This is a genomic window from Nocardia inohanensis NBRC 100128 (assembly GCF_001612945.1).
In the GTDB taxonomy this organism is placed as follows: domain Bacteria; phylum Actinomycetota; class Actinomycetes; order Mycobacteriales; family Mycobacteriaceae; genus Nocardia; species Nocardia inohanensis.
Genome location: NZ_BDBK01000021.1, coordinates 83,434 through 100,717, shown reverse-complemented (window position 1 = coordinate 100,717; position 17,284 = coordinate 83,434). Strand labels below are relative to the sequence as shown.

Genomic DNA, 17,284 nt, shown 5'->3' with positions numbered 1-17,284 from the left:
GATGAACAGCCCCCGGTCGCGCCCGCGTCCGCCCTGGCCAGCGGGTACGACGTACGCCGGATGGGTAGGCAATCTCACATCGGGAAAACGACACCGTGCGATCGGGTGGCTACTGGTCGAGCTCCTTGACGAGCGAGTCGACCACGGCGACCAGATCACCCTGGGTGGCGGCGGCGACCCGGCGCTGCCGCTGATAGGAGGCCCCGCGCGTCGGAATCTCCGCGGCCAGGGCGAGTTCGTTCTCGCAGCCCAGGCTCTTGGCCACGGGTTCGAGGCGGTTCAGCAGGTCGAACAGGTCGTCGGTGACCAGCCGCTCGTTGCTGTCGGCATCGGTGATGATGATGGCGTCCAGCCCATAGCGGGCCGCGCGCCACTTGTTCTCCTGAACGTGCCAGGGCGGCAACGGAGTCGGCAGCGTCTCCCCCGCCTCCACCCGCCGGTCCAGGTCGACGATCAGGCTGTGGATGAGCGCGACCAGCCCGGACAGCTCTGTGCGCGTGGGTGTTCCGTCGCAGATCCGCACCTCGATGGTGCCCCATTTCGGCGCCGGCCGGATATCCCAGTGCATGCCGCCGAGTTGTTCGAACACACCGGTTTTCGTCTGGTCGTGCACGAATCCCTCGAATTGCGTCCAGTTTTCGAACTGGAAGGGCAATCCGGCGGTGGGCAGCTGCTGGAACATCAGCGCCCGATTGCTGGCGTAACCGGTGTCCACCCCGGCCCACATGGGCGAGGAGGCCGAGAGCGCCAGCAGATGCGGGTAGGTGGTGAGCAGGTTGTTGAGGATCGGGAAGACCTTCTCCGGATGCGAGACCCCGACGTGCACGTGCACGCCCCAGATCAGCATCTGCCGCCCCCACCACTGGGTGCGTTCGATGAGTTCGTCGTAATGCTCACTGCGCGTGAGCTGTTGGCTCGACCACTGCGCGAACGGATGGGTGCCCGCGCAGAACAGGTCGACGCCGAGCGGATCCGCCGCGCGCCGGACCGCGTCCATGGTGGTGTGCAACTCGTCGACGACCTCGCCGACGGTGTCGTGCACACCGGAGACGATCTCGACGGTGTTCTTCAGCAGTTCCTTGGTGATCAGCGGGTTGCCCTCGGCGGACCGCAGATCACTACAGGCTTCGAAAACCGCTGCGGCCGTATTGGAAAGGTCGCGGGTCTGCTTGTCGACCAGCGCCACTTCCCATTCCACGCCGAGCGTGGGCCGAGGCGACGAGTTGAAGTGGACCTTCGAGATGCCTGCCCCGGCCATGGCTCACCTTGTGGTTAGGAGACGACGCCGCAGGCGACCCGGCTGCCAGCGTCACCGGTCGCCTGGGTGTCGGCGTCCGGGCCGGTGGCTCCGCCGGGCTGCGTGTAGCGGCTGGGGATATTTCCGAAGTTGTCCGAGCTCGCGTGGACGATCAGGGCCTTGCCCTTGATCTCGTCCAGCTTGACCGAGTCGGTGGTGGTGACCAGCTTGGCCGAACCGTCGGAACGCACCTCGAGCGAGGTGAGATCGCCGCTGGCGGGCTTGGCGTTCTGATCGCCGAGCTGGAAGTGGCCTCCGGCGGAGAGGAAGTCACCGGCCGGGCCACCGGAGGGCGCGGTGGAGTTGGCTTCGCACTTGCCGACCTGGTGGAAGTGCAGACCGTGGAAGCCGGGCTTGAGGCCGTGGGCTTCGACGGTGAGCTCGAGGTGGTTGCCCACCTGGGCGATGGTGGCGGTGCCGACCGAGGCGCCCGAGGGGTCCTTCAGCGTGACGCTGGAGGAGTTCTCCGGAGCGGCGCTGCTGCCGCCGTGTTCGGAACCGTGGCCGCTGCCGGTGCCCGCGGGGGCCGGGGAGCTGGTGAAGACCGCCGGGTTCGTCCCTTTGACGTCACTCGATTCCTGGCTGTTGGAGCAGGCCGTCAGGCCGAGCACCGCGACCGCGAGCACCGGGGTCACTGTCCACCAGGACGGGCGACGAGTCATGGACGAAGCCATCGAGGAACTCCTTTACGAGTACCGAGTTTAACGGGTAAAGCTGCCTGGACAGATTGCTAGTCGGTCAAGATGATGCCAGAGGCGTCAGCACGACTCGTGCAGGGGCTGGCCGGTGGCTGCGCTGGTCAGTTGCTCGTGACAATGACGATGACGCCCGAGGGAGAATCGGCGATGCCGTCGAATCGGGGTTCCGCGGAAGCACCCAGTTCACCGGCGATGGCGATGGCCAGCGCCTTCTCCTTGGCCGAGCTGTTGCTGTAGTACACAGTGGTTTTCGGGATGTTACCGGAGCCGTAGTTACCGGTCTCGGTCACGTTGTACCCGCTGGCGACCAGTTGATCCCTGGTCTTGCCGGCCAATCCGGCGACCATGCTGTTGTTGAAAACCCTTACGGGTAGCGACTTGTCGACCGCGCCCGCGGCCGGGGTGGTCGGCGCGGGGGTGGTGCTCGGCGGGGTGGTGGCCGCGGCGGCCGAGCTGCTGGGCGGCGCGGGCTGCGTCGTAACCGGCGGGGCGGCAATCACACTGGCCGTCGGGCTGGCGACGCTGGTGGTGGTGCTGCCGGTCTCCTCGGCTTCGGTACTCGAGGAGTCCGAACTCGACAGCGACATCGCGCCGATTCCGGCGAACACGATGGCGAGGGCGATGAGAACCATCGCGAGTGCCCGCAGCGGCGGACCGCCGGACGGCGAAGTCGGGTTGCTCACGGCATCGAGCCTAGTACTCACACCTGGAATCCGAGACGCCGTGCGGCGCGGGTCTTCTGACGGCTGGCGCGCAACCGGCGCAGGCGTTTCACCAGCATCGGGTCGGCGGCGAGGGCTTCGGGCTTGTCGACGACGGCATTGAGCACCTGGTAGTAGCGGGTGGCCGAGAGGTCGAAAAGCTCACGGATGGCTTCTTCTTTGGCGCCGGCGTACTTCCACCATTTGCGCTCGAAGTCGAGAATGTCGAGTTCGCGCCGGGAAAGGCCGTGTGCGCCTTCCTGGTCGGCGGCCGGATCCTGTCCGGCGGCCGCGATATCGTCGGTGATCGAGGCGGAGAGTGCCTGGCTCGCGGCAGCGCCGCCGTCCTCGCTTGCGGAAATGCTCCGTGCCGCTGCGCTGTCCATACTGCTCCCTCGCCGAGTTGGAACCAGACGATTGTGGTGCTTGCGTCCGCCGCTCATTCAACCACGCGGCACTGACTTGCCGACGCGTACCGCTCGGCGTGTTTCCGCCGATTCACACGGCGTGTCGGGGTGCGCGGCCACCTGTGAACGGACTCCCGGCAGTACCCGTTAGGCTCTTGACCATGGCTATCCTCCCGATTCGCATTGTCGGCGACCCGGTTCTGCACCGCCCGACCACTCCGGTCACGCAGACACCCGAGGAACTGGCGACGCTGATCGCGGACATGTTCGACACCATGGACGCCGCCCACGGCGTCGGCCTGGCCGGCAATCAGGTGATCATCAACGAGGTGGACGAGCTCGCGCCGCGCCTGTTCGTCTACGACTGCCCCGACGAACAGCCGGACGGCAGCATGGTGCGCCGCCGCGGGTGCGTGGTGAATCCGAAGTTGGAGACCTCCGCGATTCCGGAGAGCATGCCCGATCCGGACGATGACGAAGAGGGCTGCCTATCGGTCCCGGGAGAGCAATTCCCCACCGGCCGTGCCGATTGGGCGCGCGTCACCGGCACCGATGAGCAGGGCGAGCCGGTCGAGATCGAGGGCAACGGCTTCTTCGCGCGCATGTTGCAGCACGAGACCGGGCATCTGGACGGCTTCCTCTATGTGGACGTGCTGGTGGGCCGCAATGCCCGCGGCGCCAAGAAGGCCATCAAGCGCAATGGCTGGGGCAAGCCGGGTTTGAGCTGGGTGCCGGGCACCGTCCCGGATCCGTTCGGGCATGACGACTGAGCCTCGCGAGCCGCAGCTGGGGAAACGGGTGGTGGTGCGCTACCGCCTGCCCGAAGGCTATCCGCAGCCGCTGACCGATGTGATCGGCGAGCTCATCGCCCTGGACCCGTTGACGGTGCGCACCGGCGACGGGCAGGTGGTCTCGGTCGCGCGCGATCGGGTGGTGGCCTGGAAGACGCTGGGCCCCAGGCCGATTCGCACCAGCGAGATCCGCTCCCTGGAGGCGGCCGCGGCCGACGGCTGGCCCGGGCTGCAACGGGCCTGGATCGACGGCTGGCTGCTGCGCGCGGGCAGCGGGTACACCGGGCGCGCGAATTCGGCGGTGCCACTGGGCGGTTCGGACGGTCCGGCGGATATGACGCTGGAGACCCTGCATCGCATCGGCGAGTGGTACACCGCGCACGGGCTGCCGGTGCAACTGCTGCTGCCCGATCGCCTGGTGCCGGTGCCGCCGGGCTGGCAGACCTGGAACGAGACCCGGGTGCTGGCCGTGGACATCGGGAATCTGGTGCTGCCGCAAGGTCCTTCGATGGTGCGGGTGCTGCCCGCCCCGGATGGCGCCTGGCTCTCCATGCACCGGCATCGCGGCGGCGATTCCGCGGCCGGGGGTGCGCCCATGGTGGAGGTGCTGACCGCGGTGCGCGAGGGCGAACTGGGCTTCGCGGCGCTGGGCGTGCCGTCGCCGCTGGCCATCGGCCGGGGTGCGGTGACCACCGCCCCGGACGGCCGCCGCTGGGTAGGCTTGACGTGTGTGACGGTGGCCGCCGAGCATCGCCGGCACGGTCTGGGTTCGCTGGTGTGCGCGGAGCTGATCCGCTGGGGTCAGGCGCGCGGCGCGACCCACGCGTACGTGCAGGTGCTCGCGGACAATGACGCGGCGCTCGGGATGTACCGGGAGATGGGGTTCCTGGAGCATCACACCTACCGCTACGCGGCGCCCGGACAATAGAACGTTCGAATCCCTTATTGCTGAAAGGCTCTCCTGTGCGGCTCGCGACCTGGAACGTGAATTCGATTCGCACCCGTGTGGATCGGGTGATCTCCTGGCTGGATCGGTCGGATATCGACGTGCTCGCCATGCAGGAGACCAAGTGCAAGGACGAGCAGTTCCCGTTCGAGGCGTTCGAGGCGGCCGGGTACGAGGTCGCGCATGTCGGGCACAGCCAGTGGAACGGCGTCGCCATCGCGTCCCGAGTGGGCATGGAGGATGTCGAGCTCGCCTTCCCGCACCAGCCCGGTTTCGACAAGAACGCCGGTGAATCGCTGATCAGCACGCCGGTGGTGGAGGCGCGCGCGCTCGGCGCGACCTGCGGCGGCGTGCGGATCTGGAGTCTGTACGTCCCGAACGGCCGTGCCCTCGACGACCCGCACTACACCTACAAGCTGGAATGGCTTGCGGCGCTGCGCAAGAACGGCGCGGAATGGCTGGACCGGGATCCGCAGGCGCAGATCGCTTTGGTCGGTGACTGGAATATCGCGCCCACCGACCTGGACGTCTGGTCCCCGGAGTTCTTCGCCGGCAAAACCCATGTCTCCGACCAGGAACGCGACGCCTTCGAGGCGATGACCGAGGCCGGTTTCTCGGATGTCATGCGGCCGTTCCACCCCGGCCCGGGCGTCTACACCTACTGGGATTACACCCAGCTGCGCTTCCCCCGCAAGGAAGGCATGCGCATCGACTTCATCCTGGGCTCCCCCGCTCTCGCGGCCCGCGTCACCGACTCGAACGTGGACCGTGAGGAGCGAAAGGGCAAGGGGGCCAGCGATCATGCCCCCGTGTGGGCAGAGCTCGCCGACTAGACCGGGCGGGTCTTGATGGCGTCGCGGGATATGTAGACGTCGTAGGTGCCGGGGGTGGCGATGACGGCATTGCCGTAGGCGGAGCGGACGAACGGCTTGGTGTACCAGGTCTCGTTCTTCATGTCCTGGAAGAAGTCTCCGTCGCCGCCGTTGAGGAAGATGTGGTTCTGCTTGGTCGCGATGCCGTCCAGGCGCTGCCCGTAGATGCGGGTGACCTTGTAACCGGAGTGGAAGCCCATGGCGTTCACCCATGGCTCGAGTTCGACGATATTGGCCTGTAGCACCCACATATCGCCTTCGACCTGGTATTTCAGGTGCTGCTCGTCATGTTCCTTGTCCCCGTACAGGGTCAGGTCCACATCCATCAGATGTTCTTGTCCCGCAACGGGAGTCGCCACGACGTGGGCGGCTTTGATCTCCCCGGTGAGGCCCAGGAAGGTCTGCAACAGGGTGGTGATCCAAAGGATGACCACGGCGACGAGCACGAGTCCGACCGCGCCCATGCCACGACCGGCCAGCACCCGCCAGCCGACCTTGCGCGCCTTGAAAACTGCGGTGACCAGGAGCGCCAAGGCGACGATGCCGAGCACCGCGAGCAACACCTGGATCCAGCCGAAGGAAATCGGGAAGACCATGCCGTAGTTGTACCCGCTACGCCGGACACAACTCGGCAGATCCCGAACAGAACAAGCGTGTCATTCCGGCGCGGCGCGAAACACGCCGGAATGACACGCCATCAGCAGTTTTAGAACGCCGCTTCGTCGAGCTTCATGATGTCGTTGTCGAGGTTCTCCACGACGTTGCGGACGCCCGCGATCAGCGGCAGCTTGTTCTTGGCGAACCAGGAAGCCACCGCCACCTTGCCGGTGTAGAAGTTGACGTCCTTGGCATCGGCGCCGCCGTCCAGGGCCGCCTGCGCGATGGCGGCGTGCTCCAGCAGCCGCCACGCGATGACGAGATCGCCGGTGGCGTAGAGGAATCGGACCGAACCCAGGCCGACCTTGTACAGCTCTTCGGGGTTCTGCTGCGACGCCATCAGGTATCCGGTGAGCGCCGCCGCCATGGCCTGCACGTCGGCCAGCGCCGCGCCCAGCAGCCCGCGCTCGACCTTGAACTGGTCCGGCCCGGAGTCCACGAACTTCTGCACCAGTCCCGCGACGTGCGCCAGCGCCACGCCCTTATCGCGAATGATCTTGCGGAAGAAGAAGTCCTGCGCCTGGATGGCGGTGGTGCCCTCGTACAGCGAGTCGATCTTGCAGTCGCGGATGTACTGCTCGATCGGGTAATCCTGAAGGTAGCCGGAGCCGCCCAGGGTCTGGAGCGATTCGGTCAGGCTCTCGTACGCCCGATCCGAGCCGCAGCCCTTGACGATCGGCAGCAGCAGATCGTTGACCTTCTCCGCCAGCTCGGCGTCCACGCCGTAGTTGGCCGCGGCCACATCGGCGTTCTGGTAGGAGGCGCAGTACATGTACAGCGCGCGCAGACCCTCGGCGTACGCCTTCTGCGTGGCCAGCGAACGCCGCACATCCGGGTGGTGGGTGATGGTCACGCGCGGCGCGGCCTTATCGGTCATCTGGGTCAGATCCGCACCTTGCACGCGCTGCTTGGCGTACTCGAGGGCGTTCAGGTAACCGGTCGACAGCGCGCCGGTGGCCTTGGTGCCCACCATCATTCGCGCGTTCTCGATGACCTTGAACATCTGCGCGATGCCATTGTGCTTGTCGCCCACCAGGTATCCGACGGCCGGGATATCGCCGCCGAAGGTGATCTCACAGGTGGGCGAGGACTTGATGCCCATCTTGTGCTCGACGCCGGTGACCAGCGCGCCGTTCTTCTCGCCGATCACCATGGTCTCGGGATCGAAGTGGAAGCGCGGCACGATGAACAGCGACAGCCCCTTGGTGCCCGGTCCCGCGCCTTCGGGGCGGGCCAGCACCAGGTGGAAGATGTTGTCGGCGGTGTCGCCCACATCGCCGCCGGAGATGAAGCGCTTCACGCCTTCGATGTGCCAGGTGCCGTCGGTCTGCTGAATCGCCTTGGTGCGCCCCATACCCACGTCGGAACCGGCGTCCGGCTCGGTCAGCACCATGGTGCCGCCCCAGCGGTTCTCCCAGGCGTAGGCCGCCCACTTCTGCTGCTGTTCGGTGCCCTCGTCGAAGATCACCTTGTGCATCAGCGGGCCCATATTGAAGAAGCTCGCCGAGTTGTTGGCGGCCACGATCATTTCCTGGATGCCCCAGATGAGGGCGTTCGGCGCGGGCACGCCGCCCATCTCCTCGGACATGCCCAGACCCGAGTACCCGGCGTCGTTGACCGCGGCGACCGTCTTCTTCAGCCCTTCCGGGACGGTGATGGTGTGCTGGTCCGGAATGAACTCGACCGGGTGGCGGTCGGCCTCGACGAAGGACTCGGCGACCGGCCCCTCGGCCAGCCGCTTCGCCTCGGCGAGCATGTCGCGGGCGGTCTCGCTGTCCAGGTCGCCGTAGGCGTCCGTATCCAGCAGCTCGCCGATTCCCAAAACTTCGAACAAGTTGAACTCGATGTCACGCAGGTTCGCTTTGTAGTGGGACACGGGAATGGGCCTCCTCGACGAAAGTCTTGATGATCAAGCGAAGGCTGCCGTACGCTCGTTCGGTTACGCAACCGTAGGAACCCCGCTTACCGCGAGAAGGCCGCCGCGACCGGGTCGAATCCCGAAGGTTCCGAAACGATCACCTTTCCGCCCGCACCGCTCTCACCTGGGCTTCGCCGGATTTTCAGCCCGCCGATCGCGCCGCGCGCCCGTACAAACGCTTGGCTTCCTGTGGGGAAATCGTCACCGGGTCAGCGGGGATTCCGGCTCGCATGTGCTCGGCCAGCAATCGTCCGGTCATCGGACCGATCGCGTTCTTGGCGACCTGCAACAGCAGCTGATCGTTATGCAGCGCCCGGGTGGCGAGACGCATCGCGGGCCGGTACGCGGCCGACAACGCCCGCGGCTGCTCGAACCCGCCGGTCTCCCGCATCCATTTCGGCAGCGTCGCGATGGCGGCCGGCGCGACCAGGCGGCTGCCGGCCCACAGCCGGAAACCCTTGTCGCGCGGCGTGAACAGCAGATAGTGCATGCCGCGATGAGCGCGTTCGGAAGTGCACAGGCGTGGACGCACATCCGCGAAGTACTGCCGCACCTCCGCACGCGAGGTCGGCACATCGGCAGCCTTGCAGGTCTGCAATTCCGCGGCGGTGACGCAATCGGCCCAGTACTGCTTCTCCTCGGCCGGGCTCAGCTTGCCGGGACCGTACATCTCGTAGCACTTGAGCACCGAATGCCAGCCGGTCACATGGATCCACAGCTGCGAGTCGGGATTGTTTGCGCTGTAACGCTTTCCGCTGATCGGCTCGATGCCGGTGGCCTTGGCGTGCACGGTCATCAAATGCTCGGAAGCCTCGATGGCCATCCGACTGTCGGCCACGGCGGCGATCAGGAAGTAGGCGAAGGTGTGATCGAGCCGCCCCTTCGGATCGCTGTAGATGCCACCCACGTCGGCGACCGCGGCGGTGAGATCCGGGTCGAAATGCTCGAGCGTCACCGCGCGCTGGAAACCGATCAATGCGGTCGGCGCGGTCCAGACCTTCCAGGTCGGCGAGCCCGGCCCGAAGAAGCCGTAATCGACTTCACGGATGGTGCGGGCGGGGGCGTCGAACTGCGGACGCGAGGTCGCGGTCATCGTGCTGCTCCTTTGCAGTGGCTCCTCCGCCTCTCCGCGTTTTCAGCGGGCGGCTGAGAGCCGTCGATGTGATGCACCCGTGCCGGCGGTTGGGTGACCGATCAATTTCGGGCGTGCCCGGGGAGTTACCCCGAACCTCGCCGAATCAGTTGTCCAGCCGCATGGATCACCGGTTTCATTCACGACTGTAGCATTTCGACGCGCCGGGTGACACGCCGCAATACGGGGGCTCAGGGATTCATTTCATACTGTCCAGCCAGCGCCGTGACCTGCGCCGTCACCTTCTCGAAGCGGGCCTTGTCGGCGACCGGGCGGCGGACCAGATCCAGGGCGCGGGTCTGCTGCGCCTTGGTGGCGGTGGGCTTGGCGTGCAGAGTCAGCGCGTGCTTGGAGAACTCGCGCACGAAGAGGTCGAAGAGCTGATCCAGGACTGCTTCGTCGGCGCCCTGGATCTCGGCCTGTTCCAGGATCAATTGCGCGTACGGCAGCGTGGTGAACAGCTCGCCCAAGCCGAAGAGGAAGTCCACGTCCTGCTGCTGGGAAGCGGTCGGAGTCGCTGCGGCGAGCAGGGTTTGCAGCGCGAGGGCCTGCTCGAGGAAGACCGCGACGTTCGGGATGTGCGCGAAGCGCTCGAACACCGGCCGCCAATCGGCGAAGCGGATCTTGCCCAGGCCGCTGCTGGGTCCCTGCCGGAAGAGGAATTCGTCGTCGGCGGCATCGCGGCGGGTGGGCACGGGAGCGTGTGTGGCGCGGGCGAATTCGGCCTTCAGCTTGGGTACGGCCTTGCTGGCGGGGCCGGTGGCTCGGCGGCTGGTCCAGCTCAGCGCCTTGGAGACCGCATTGACAGCGGACTTGGGGGCGATGCCGGCACCCGGCAGGTAGCCGAGGGCCGCGAGACCCGCGTCGGCCGGGTGGAACATGTAGTTGGGCATGAACTTCAGCGACAGCGCCATGTTCACGTGCACGGTGCCTTCCAGGCGCGGCAGGCCGAACATGCCGACCATGGCCATGGGGAAGTACATGTCGTTCTCGAAGCCGCGGGCCGCGATCACATCGGCGAGGTCCTCGTACAGCTTCTGGCCGTGCCGGGTGACCGACATCTTCTCGATGGCGTTGAACAGCAGGTAGCGCCGGTCGTCGTCGCCCGCCGACCGCATGTAGTCGATGGCGCGCTCGCTGTAGAGCTTCATGCCGAGCAATCGCGCGAAGCTGTCCGCGAGCAGCTGCTTCACCTGCGGGAACTCGGTCACGTTGTGCCCGAACAGGATTCGGTTCTCGGCGTGCGTGACGGCCTCGAACATGGCGTGCTCGCACGCGCCGACCGCGCCGAAGCCGAGGTTGAACTTGCCGACGTTCACCGTGTTCATGGCGGCGTCGAATGCGGCGCGCCCGGTGTGCAGGATGTCGGATTCGGCGACCGGATATTTCTCCAGATCGAATGCGGCGACGTACATCTGGGAGTCGACGACGTTCTTGCGCAGCTTGTAGTTCTGGTGCCGGGAGTCGGCGGCGAAGAACAGGTAGCCGGAGTACTCCTCGTCGGTCATCTTCCGCATGAAGTCGGAGGAGTCGATGATCGGCTTGTCGGCGCGGCGGCCGAAGACCGAAACCATCGCGGCGTCATTGCCATTGCCGATGTAGTGCTTGCCGCCGGTCGCGGTGAAGCCGCCGCGCGCCTCGGGCTCGAGGATCATATCGGTGGAGTAGATGTCCGCGCCGTGATCCTTCTCGGACAGGCCGAAGGCGAAGATCTCACCCGATTCCAGATGGCCGGCGGCGCGCGCCTTGGCCGCTTTGTTCGCGCTCTGCCAGATCGGCCCGAGGCCGAGGATGGTGACCTGCCAGACGTACCAGTACTGCATGCCGTAGAAGCCGAGGATCTTGCTCATCATGGCGATGCGGGCGGTGTCCCAGCGCTTGTTCGGATCGCCGTTCGCCTCGGCGGCCGGGGTCAGGAAGGTCGCGAAGACCCGTTCCCGCTTCACGAAATCCAGGAAGTCCGAGTACCACACCCGATCGCGGCTGTCGGCGAGCAAACGCACCTTGCCGAAGGCTTCGAAGTAGTCGACGGTGGCGCGCAACAGCCGCCGCGTCTCCGCATCGAACTCCGCGAATTCACACGTCTTCGGGTTGAACAGCACAATTCCGCCTCTCCGCGACTTTTGCGCACGGCCGGGTGCCGTCATCGGCACACGCGCGCGCCGCGGTCAGGTGCCGACTCGATTCTGGACGTCCCCGGTGAGTTACCCGGATCCTTCCGCAATCAGTGGACCCTTTCCGCACTTTCATTCAGGACTGTAGCATTTTCCTCCACGCATGCAGGAAACGATCTTGTTTCAACCTCCGACCTGCTCGTCCCTTCTTTCCGAGCGCTGCTATCGTCGGTGCGCATGGGTACCGATTCGGCAGTACGACCCCGCCAGCGCGCGCGGCATCTGGGGCCGGAGCGGCGTCGCCCGCAGGTTTTGGACACGGCCTTGCAGATCGCCGTCGAGGACGGAATAGCCGCGGTGACCATCGCGGCGGTGGCGGATCGGATGAAGGTCACCCGCCCGGTCGTGTACGCCTGCTTCGCCGATCGCGTCGAGCTACTCGAGGCCCTGATTCGCCGCGAAGAGGATTACCTGGTCACCGGGGTTCTCGAGGCCCTGCCCCGCCGCCGAGTCGAGGCCGACGAAGAGGTTTTCGTCGAGGGCTTCCGCGCCCTGCTGCACGCCACCACCGCCCGCCCGGACACCTGGCGGCTGCTCTACGGCAATCCCGATCCGGCCGTACAGGATTCGTTCGGCAAGGGCCGCAAGCTCGCGGTCGAGCGCTGCACCCGCCGCCTGCGCCCGACGCTCAAGGCCTGGGGCACCGAGGACGCCGAGCGCAAACTTCCGGCGCTGGTCGAGCTGTGGGTATCGGCCGGGGAAGGCGCGGTACGCACCCTGTTGAACGATCCGGGCGACTGGACTCCGGACACCCTGGGCGAATTCGTCGGCGCGGCCGTGTATCGCGCACTCCGCCACGCCTGAGCAACCTTTCGAACTCCGGCCGTCTCCGGCAATCCGATGGTTACGATGGCAATCGGGATCATCAGTCAATGGGAGACCGGCGATGACGTTCTATCGACAGGTTGGGTCCGTGCCGCCCAAGCGGCACACACAGCATCGTGATGAGCAGGGGAACCTCTATTACGAAGAGCTGATGGGAGAAGAGGGCTTTTCCGGCGACTCCTCCCTGCTCTATCACCGGGGTTTACCGCCGGCCATTGTGGATTCGTCGGTGTGGGCGCTGCCCTCGCAGCAGCTGACCCCGAATCACCCACTGCGGCACCGGCATTTGAAGCTGCACGAACTGTTCCAGGACGAGCTGCCCAGCATCGCCGACGTGGTGACCGGCCGCCGCCTGCTGCTCGGCAACTCCGATGTGCGCATTTCCTATGTGGCGGCGCTGCGGGAATCGCCGTTGTACCGCAATGCCATCGGCGACGAGCTGGTCTATATCGAGTCCGGCACCGGCCGGGTGGAGACGGTTTTCGGGACGCTGCCGGTGCGGCAGGGGCACCAGGTGCTGCTACCGCGCGCCACCACGCACCGCTGGCTACCCGAGGGGCCGGAGCCGTTGCGCGCCTATGTGATCGAGGGTTCCGGGCATATCACGCCACCCAAGCGCTATCTCTCCAAGTACGGGCAGTTCCTGGAGCATTCGCCGTACTGTGAGCGCGACCTGCACGGACCGGCCGAACCGCTGCTGGCCACGGGCACCGATGTGGAGGTGCTGGTCAAGCACCGGCCCGCCGGTGAAATCGTCGGGACCAGACTGATTTACGCCACCCATCCGTTCGATGCGGTGGGCTGGGACGGCTGCCTGTACCCGTTCACCTTCGACATCGCCGACTTCGAACCCATCACCGGGCGCGTGCATCAGCCGCCGCCCGCGCATCAGGCGTTCGAGGGCAGCAACTTCGTGGTCTGCAATTTCGTGCCGCGCAAGGTGGACTATCACCCGCTCTCCATCCCGGTGCCCTACTACCACTCGAACGTCGACTCCGACGAGATCATGTTCTATTGCGGCGGAAACTACGAGGCGCGCAAGGGATCCGGCATCGGGCAGGGATCGGTCTCGATCCATCCCGGCGGCTACGCGCACGGGCCACAGCCGGGCGCGTACGAGCGCAGCATCGGCCTGGAATTCTTCGACGAGCTCGCCGTCATGGTCGACACCTTCCACCCGCTGCAATTGGGTGAGGGCGCATTGGCGTGCGAGGACACCGGATACGCCTGGACCTGGTCGGGACGCGGTCCCACCGAGTGGATATGAGGGACCGTGTATGAACAGTCGAGTACGGATCGAAGTCCCCGCGGATTCCGGATTCGGCCCGACCCATCTCCCGTACGGCGTGTTCCGCCCGCTCGGCGGCGAACCGCGGGTGGGCGTGCGGCTGGGTGACTCCGTCGTCGATCTGGCTGTGGCCCTGGATGATCCGATGTTCGCCCAGCCCAGCCTGAACGCCTTCATGACGCAGGGCCCGCAGTGCTGGCGTGAGGTGCGCGAGCATGTGACGGGGTTCGCGGATGCGGAATTGCCTGCCGCCGCGGTGCATTCGGTGAGCGCGGTGCAGCTGGATCTGCCGGTGGCGATCGCCGATTACGTGGACTTCTACGCGAGCATCGATCACGCCACCGCGCTGGGCCGCATCTACCGGCCGGAAGGTGAACCGCTGCTGCCGAATTGGCGGCATCTGCCGGTCGGTTATCACGGCCGGTCCGGGACGATAGTGGTGTCGGGCACCGAGATCACCCGGCCGCACGGGCAGATCGCAACCGATTCCGGTACACCGGATTTCGGGCCGACGCGGCGGCTGGATATCGAGGCGGAGCTGGGGTTCGTGGTGGGCGCGGGCTCCGCGATTGGCACACCGGTGGCCGCCGCGGACTTCGATCAGCACGTGTTCGGGGTGGCGCTGGTCAACGACTGGTCGGCGCGGGACATCCAGGGCTGGGAAGCGCAACCGCTCGGACCGTTCCTGGGCAAGTCCTTCGCTACCTCGCTGTCGGCGTGGGTGACGCCCCTGGATGCCTTGGCCGAGGCGCGGATTCCGCTGCCGGTCCAAGATCCGGAACCGCTGCCGTATCTGCGCGATGGGACTTGGGGATTGGATATCCAGCTCGGCGTGGAGTGGAACGGGCAGCCGGTGTCGTCACCGCCCTACGACCGCATGTACTGGTCACCCGCGCAGATGCTGGCGCATATGACGGTCAACGGAGCCTCCACCCGGACCGGTGATCTCTTCGCCTCGGGGACCATCTCCGGTCCGGAGCGGGATCAGCGCGGCTCGTTCATGGAGCTGAGCTGGGGCGGGACCGAGCCGTTCGATCTGAACGGAGTGAAGCGGACATTCCTGGAGGACGGTGACGAGGTGGTGATCACCGCCTCCGCACCCGCGATCGGCGGCGGACGGCTCACGCTCGGTGAAGTGCGGGGCCGAATCGCCTGACCCATCGACGGCCCGTTTGCTCTTTCATAGCCGAATGCCATGCACATGACCGCCGTCATAGTGCATCGACCCGGGTAGACCAGGAACGCTACCGTTCCGAGGCATAAGACTTCGGAGGTTGCGTCGATGCTGACCAGACTTGCCCGGTTCGCCATGACGCGCCCGCGCGCCGTCCTGGTGGCCGCCCTGTTGCTGATGATCATTTGCGGCGGCTTCGGCGCGACCGCGAAGTCACACATGGTCGGCGGCGGCTACCTCACCGGCGAGCTGGAATCGGTGCAGGCCAACGATTTCATCGAAGACCACTTCCCCGGCGGCAATCCGAACCTCATCGTCATGGTCTCCGGTGACGGCGGGGTGGGCAGTCAGCCGGTGCGCGAGGAAGCCCAGCGCATCACCGACGAACTGAGCAAGTCCGCGGGAATCACCGGCGTGCAGTCGTATTGGACGACCGCCGCCCAGCGCCCCGATCTCGCCGCCGCGCTGAAGAGCAAGGACGGCAAGCGCGGCCTGATCATGGCCACCATCACCGGCACCGATACCGAGGTGCAGAACCGCGCGAACACCTTGAGCAATGACCTCAACGGCGATCGCGACGGCGTCGAGGTGCGGATCGGCGGTATGGCCGGCACCTTCGCCAATATCAACCATCAGGTCGAGAAGGACCTGATCCTGGCCGAGGCCATCGCGATTCCGGTGTCGGGCCTGCTGCTGGTGCTGGTGTTCGGCAGTGTGGTGGCGGCGTCGCTGCCGCTGGGGGTCGGCCTCTTCGCCATCGCGGCCACGCTGGGCATTCTGCGGCTGCTCACCACGGTCATGGATGTGTCGATCTTCGCGCTCAACATGACCAGCGCGCTCGGGCTGGCCCTGGCCATCGACTACAGCTTGTTCATCGTGAGCCGGTATCGCGAGGAGCTCGCGGCCGGGCGCGACCCGCACGCGGCGATCATGCGTTCGGTGCAGACGGCCGGGCGGACCGTGGTGTTCTCCGGTCTGACCGTGGCGCTGGCGCTCGCGGCGCTGGCGGTGTTCCCGCAGCCGTTCTTCAAGTCCTTCGCCTACGCCGGGGTGGCGGTGGTGGCGGCGGCCGTCGGCGCTTCGGTGCTGTTGCTGCCCGCCGCGCTCGCGCTGCTGGGCGATCGGGTCAACGCCTGGGATCTGCGCAAACCCTTGCGCCGCATGCTCGGCCGGCCCGAGCGGCCGGTGACCCGGCCGGAGGAGAGCGGCTGGTACCGCCTGGTCACCGCGGTCATGCGGCGGCCCGCACCGGTCGCCATCGGCGCGACGGCGGTGCTGTTGTTCCTCGGAACCCCGTTCCTGTCGGCGCATTTCGGCACCCCGGACGATCGCGTGATCGGCGAGTTCGCCTCGGCCCGCCAGGTCGGCGATGCGCTGCGCGCGGACTTCAATGCCGATATGGCCTCGACAGCGGTGGTCGCGCTGCCCGGATTCCGTGGCGCGCCGGGCGAACTCGGTGCGTACGCCTCGAAGCTCGCCGAGGTGGCGGGCGTGACAGGCGTGCTGTCCAGCGATGGCGTGTACGCACCGGTGACAGGCGCGGACGGCAGCGTAAAGGGCGCGAAGATGGCGGGCGGCATTGCGCAGATGGCGGGGGCGGATGGGGCCTATCTCTCGGTGGGCGTCAACGTCGCGCCCTATGCGGACGAGGGCAAACAGCAGCTGACCGCGCTGCGCGCGGTCCCGGCCCCGGGCGAGACCCTCTTCGGCGGCGCGGCGGCGCTCAACGAGGACACCATGGACTCGGTCATCTCGCGACTGCCCGTGGCGGGCGCGCTGATCGCGGTCATCACCCTGATCCTGCTGTTCTTGTTCACCGGCAGCGTCGTGCTTCCGGTGAAGGCTCTGATCCTCAATATGCTTTCGCTCACCGCGACTTTCGGCGCGATGATCTGGATCTTCGAACAGGGCCACCTGTCCGGTCTGCTCGGCTTCACCCCGACCAACAGCATCGACCTGTTCATGCCGATCCTCATGTTCTGCCTGGCCTTCGGCATGTCCATGGACTACGAGGTGTTCCTGCTCTCCCGTATCCGCGAGGAGTGGCTGGCCTCGGATCGCAGCAGGGAAGCCAACACCACCTCCGTGGCATTGGGCGTGGCCCGCACCGGCCGGATCTTCACCGCCGCAGCGGGTTTGATGGCGGTGGTGCTGCTCGCGGTCGCTACTTCGCATGTGGCCCCGATGAAACTGTTCGGCATCGGGCTGGCGCTGGCCGTGGTCTCCGACGCCACCATCATCCGCGGCCTGCTCGCTCCCGCCTTGATGCGCCTGATGTCCACCGGCAACTGGTGGGCGCCGAAACCCCTTGCCGCACTGCACAAACGGATCGGCCTGGAGGAGGCTCCGGCGGACGAGCCGGAGCGCGTACGGGAAGCGGCCCCGGCGCTCGCCGAGTAGCCGA

The 17,284-nt window shown here is 66.6% G+C and carries 15 protein-coding genes; 7 read left to right on the top strand and 8 right to left on the bottom strand.

Features of this window, described 5'->3' with window-relative positions; genetic code table 11:
- Positions 1–109: 109 nt before the first annotated feature.
- The 4 genes from NI1_RS35960 to napA form a co-directional block, all read right to left on the bottom strand.
- A complete protein-coding gene (locus NI1_RS35960) occupies positions 110–1,258 on the bottom strand; it encodes a glutamate--cysteine ligase (protein ID WP_067830644.1) in 1,149 nt (382 codons plus the stop codon).
- A gap of 14 nt (positions 1,259–1,272) precedes the next feature.
- Positions 1,273–1,971, bottom strand: a complete 699-nt coding sequence (sodC, locus tag NI1_RS35955) for a superoxide dismutase[Cu-Zn] (RefSeq protein ID WP_067830642.1) — start codon at positions 1,969–1,971, stop codon at positions 1,273–1,275.
- Positions 1,972–2,096: 125 nt separating this feature from the next.
- A complete protein-coding gene (locus NI1_RS35950; protein ID WP_067830639.1) occupies positions 2,097–2,678 on the bottom strand; it encodes a LytR C-terminal domain-containing protein in 582 nt (193 codons plus the stop codon).
- A 17-nt stretch (positions 2,679–2,695) separates the two neighbouring features.
- Positions 2,696–3,082, bottom strand: coding sequence for a nucleoid-associated protein NapA (gene napA / locus NI1_RS35945; protein ID WP_084524235.1), 387 nt, complete (start codon positions 3,080–3,082; stop codon positions 2,696–2,698).
- A 182-nt stretch (positions 3,083–3,264) separates the two neighbouring features.
- Between napA and NI1_RS35940 the strand changes: the two genes are divergently transcribed.
- The 3 genes from NI1_RS35940 to NI1_RS35930 are packed head-to-tail and all read left to right on the top strand — an operon-like array spanning position 3,265 to position 5,673.
- Positions 3,265–3,873: a peptide deformylase gene (locus NI1_RS35940; protein ID WP_067830636.1), complete on the top strand. Its 609-nt coding sequence runs from the start codon at positions 3,265–3,267 to the stop codon at positions 3,871–3,873.
- On the top strand, positions 3,863–4,822 hold the full coding sequence (locus NI1_RS35935) for an N-acetylglutamate synthase, CG3035 family (RefSeq protein WP_067830633.1): 960 nt from the start codon (positions 3,863–3,865) through the stop codon (positions 4,820–4,822). Before NI1_RS35940 ends, NI1_RS35935 begins: the two co-directional genes overlap by 11 nt.
- Before the next feature lie 35 nt (positions 4,823–4,857).
- The gene (locus tag NI1_RS35930) at positions 4,858–5,673 is read left to right on the top strand and encodes an exodeoxyribonuclease III (protein WP_067830630.1); all 816 of its coding nucleotides are present in this window, start codon (positions 4,858–4,860) and stop codon (positions 5,671–5,673) included.
- Here NI1_RS35930 and NI1_RS35925 read toward each other — a convergent pair.
- From NI1_RS35925 to NI1_RS35910, 4 genes are all read right to left on the bottom strand, one after another.
- Complete coding sequence (locus NI1_RS35925; protein WP_067830628.1) at positions 5,670–6,308, bottom strand: hypothetical protein; 639 nt, start codon at positions 6,306–6,308, stop codon at positions 5,670–5,672. The genes NI1_RS35930 and NI1_RS35925 overlap by 4 nt on opposite strands.
- 110 nt (positions 6,309–6,418) lie before the next feature.
- Entirely contained in the window at positions 6,419–8,245 is a 1,827-nt protein-coding gene (locus NI1_RS35920) for an acyl-CoA dehydrogenase (RefSeq protein ID WP_067830626.1), read from the bottom strand.
- A gap of 184 nt (positions 8,246–8,429) precedes the next feature.
- A complete protein-coding gene (locus NI1_RS35915; RefSeq protein ID WP_067830624.1) occupies positions 8,430–9,380 on the bottom strand; it encodes an oxygenase MpaB family protein in 951 nt (316 codons plus the stop codon).
- A 230-nt stretch (positions 9,381–9,610) separates the two neighbouring features.
- Positions 9,611–11,566: an acyl-CoA dehydrogenase family protein gene (locus NI1_RS35910; protein ID WP_067830622.1), complete on the bottom strand. Its 1,956-nt coding sequence runs from the start codon at positions 11,564–11,566 to the stop codon at positions 9,611–9,613.
- Positions 11,567–11,770: 204 nt separating this feature from the next.
- Between NI1_RS35910 and NI1_RS35905 the strand changes: the two genes are divergently transcribed.
- The 4 genes from NI1_RS35905 (at position 11,771) to NI1_RS35890 (ending at position 17,280) form a co-directional block, all read left to right on the top strand.
- Positions 11,771–12,397 (top strand): TetR/AcrR family transcriptional regulator, encoded by a 627-nt coding sequence (locus NI1_RS35905; RefSeq protein WP_067830621.1) that lies wholly within the window; start codon positions 11,771–11,773, stop codon positions 12,395–12,397.
- Between the two features lie 82 nt (positions 12,398–12,479).
- The gene (locus NI1_RS35900) at positions 12,480–13,685 is read left to right on the top strand and encodes a homogentisate 1,2-dioxygenase (protein WP_067830619.1); all 1,206 of its coding nucleotides are present in this window, start codon (positions 12,480–12,482) and stop codon (positions 13,683–13,685) included.
- A 10-nt stretch (positions 13,686–13,695) separates the two neighbouring features.
- Complete coding sequence (gene fahA / locus NI1_RS35895; RefSeq protein ID WP_067830617.1) at positions 13,696–14,862, top strand: fumarylacetoacetase; 1,167 nt, start codon at positions 13,696–13,698, stop codon at positions 14,860–14,862.
- Positions 14,863–14,988: 126 nt separating this feature from the next.
- Positions 14,989–17,280, top strand: coding sequence for an MMPL family transporter (locus NI1_RS35890; RefSeq protein ID WP_067830615.1), 2,292 nt, complete (start codon positions 14,989–14,991; stop codon positions 17,278–17,280).
- Positions 17,281–17,284 lie beyond the last annotated feature (4 nt).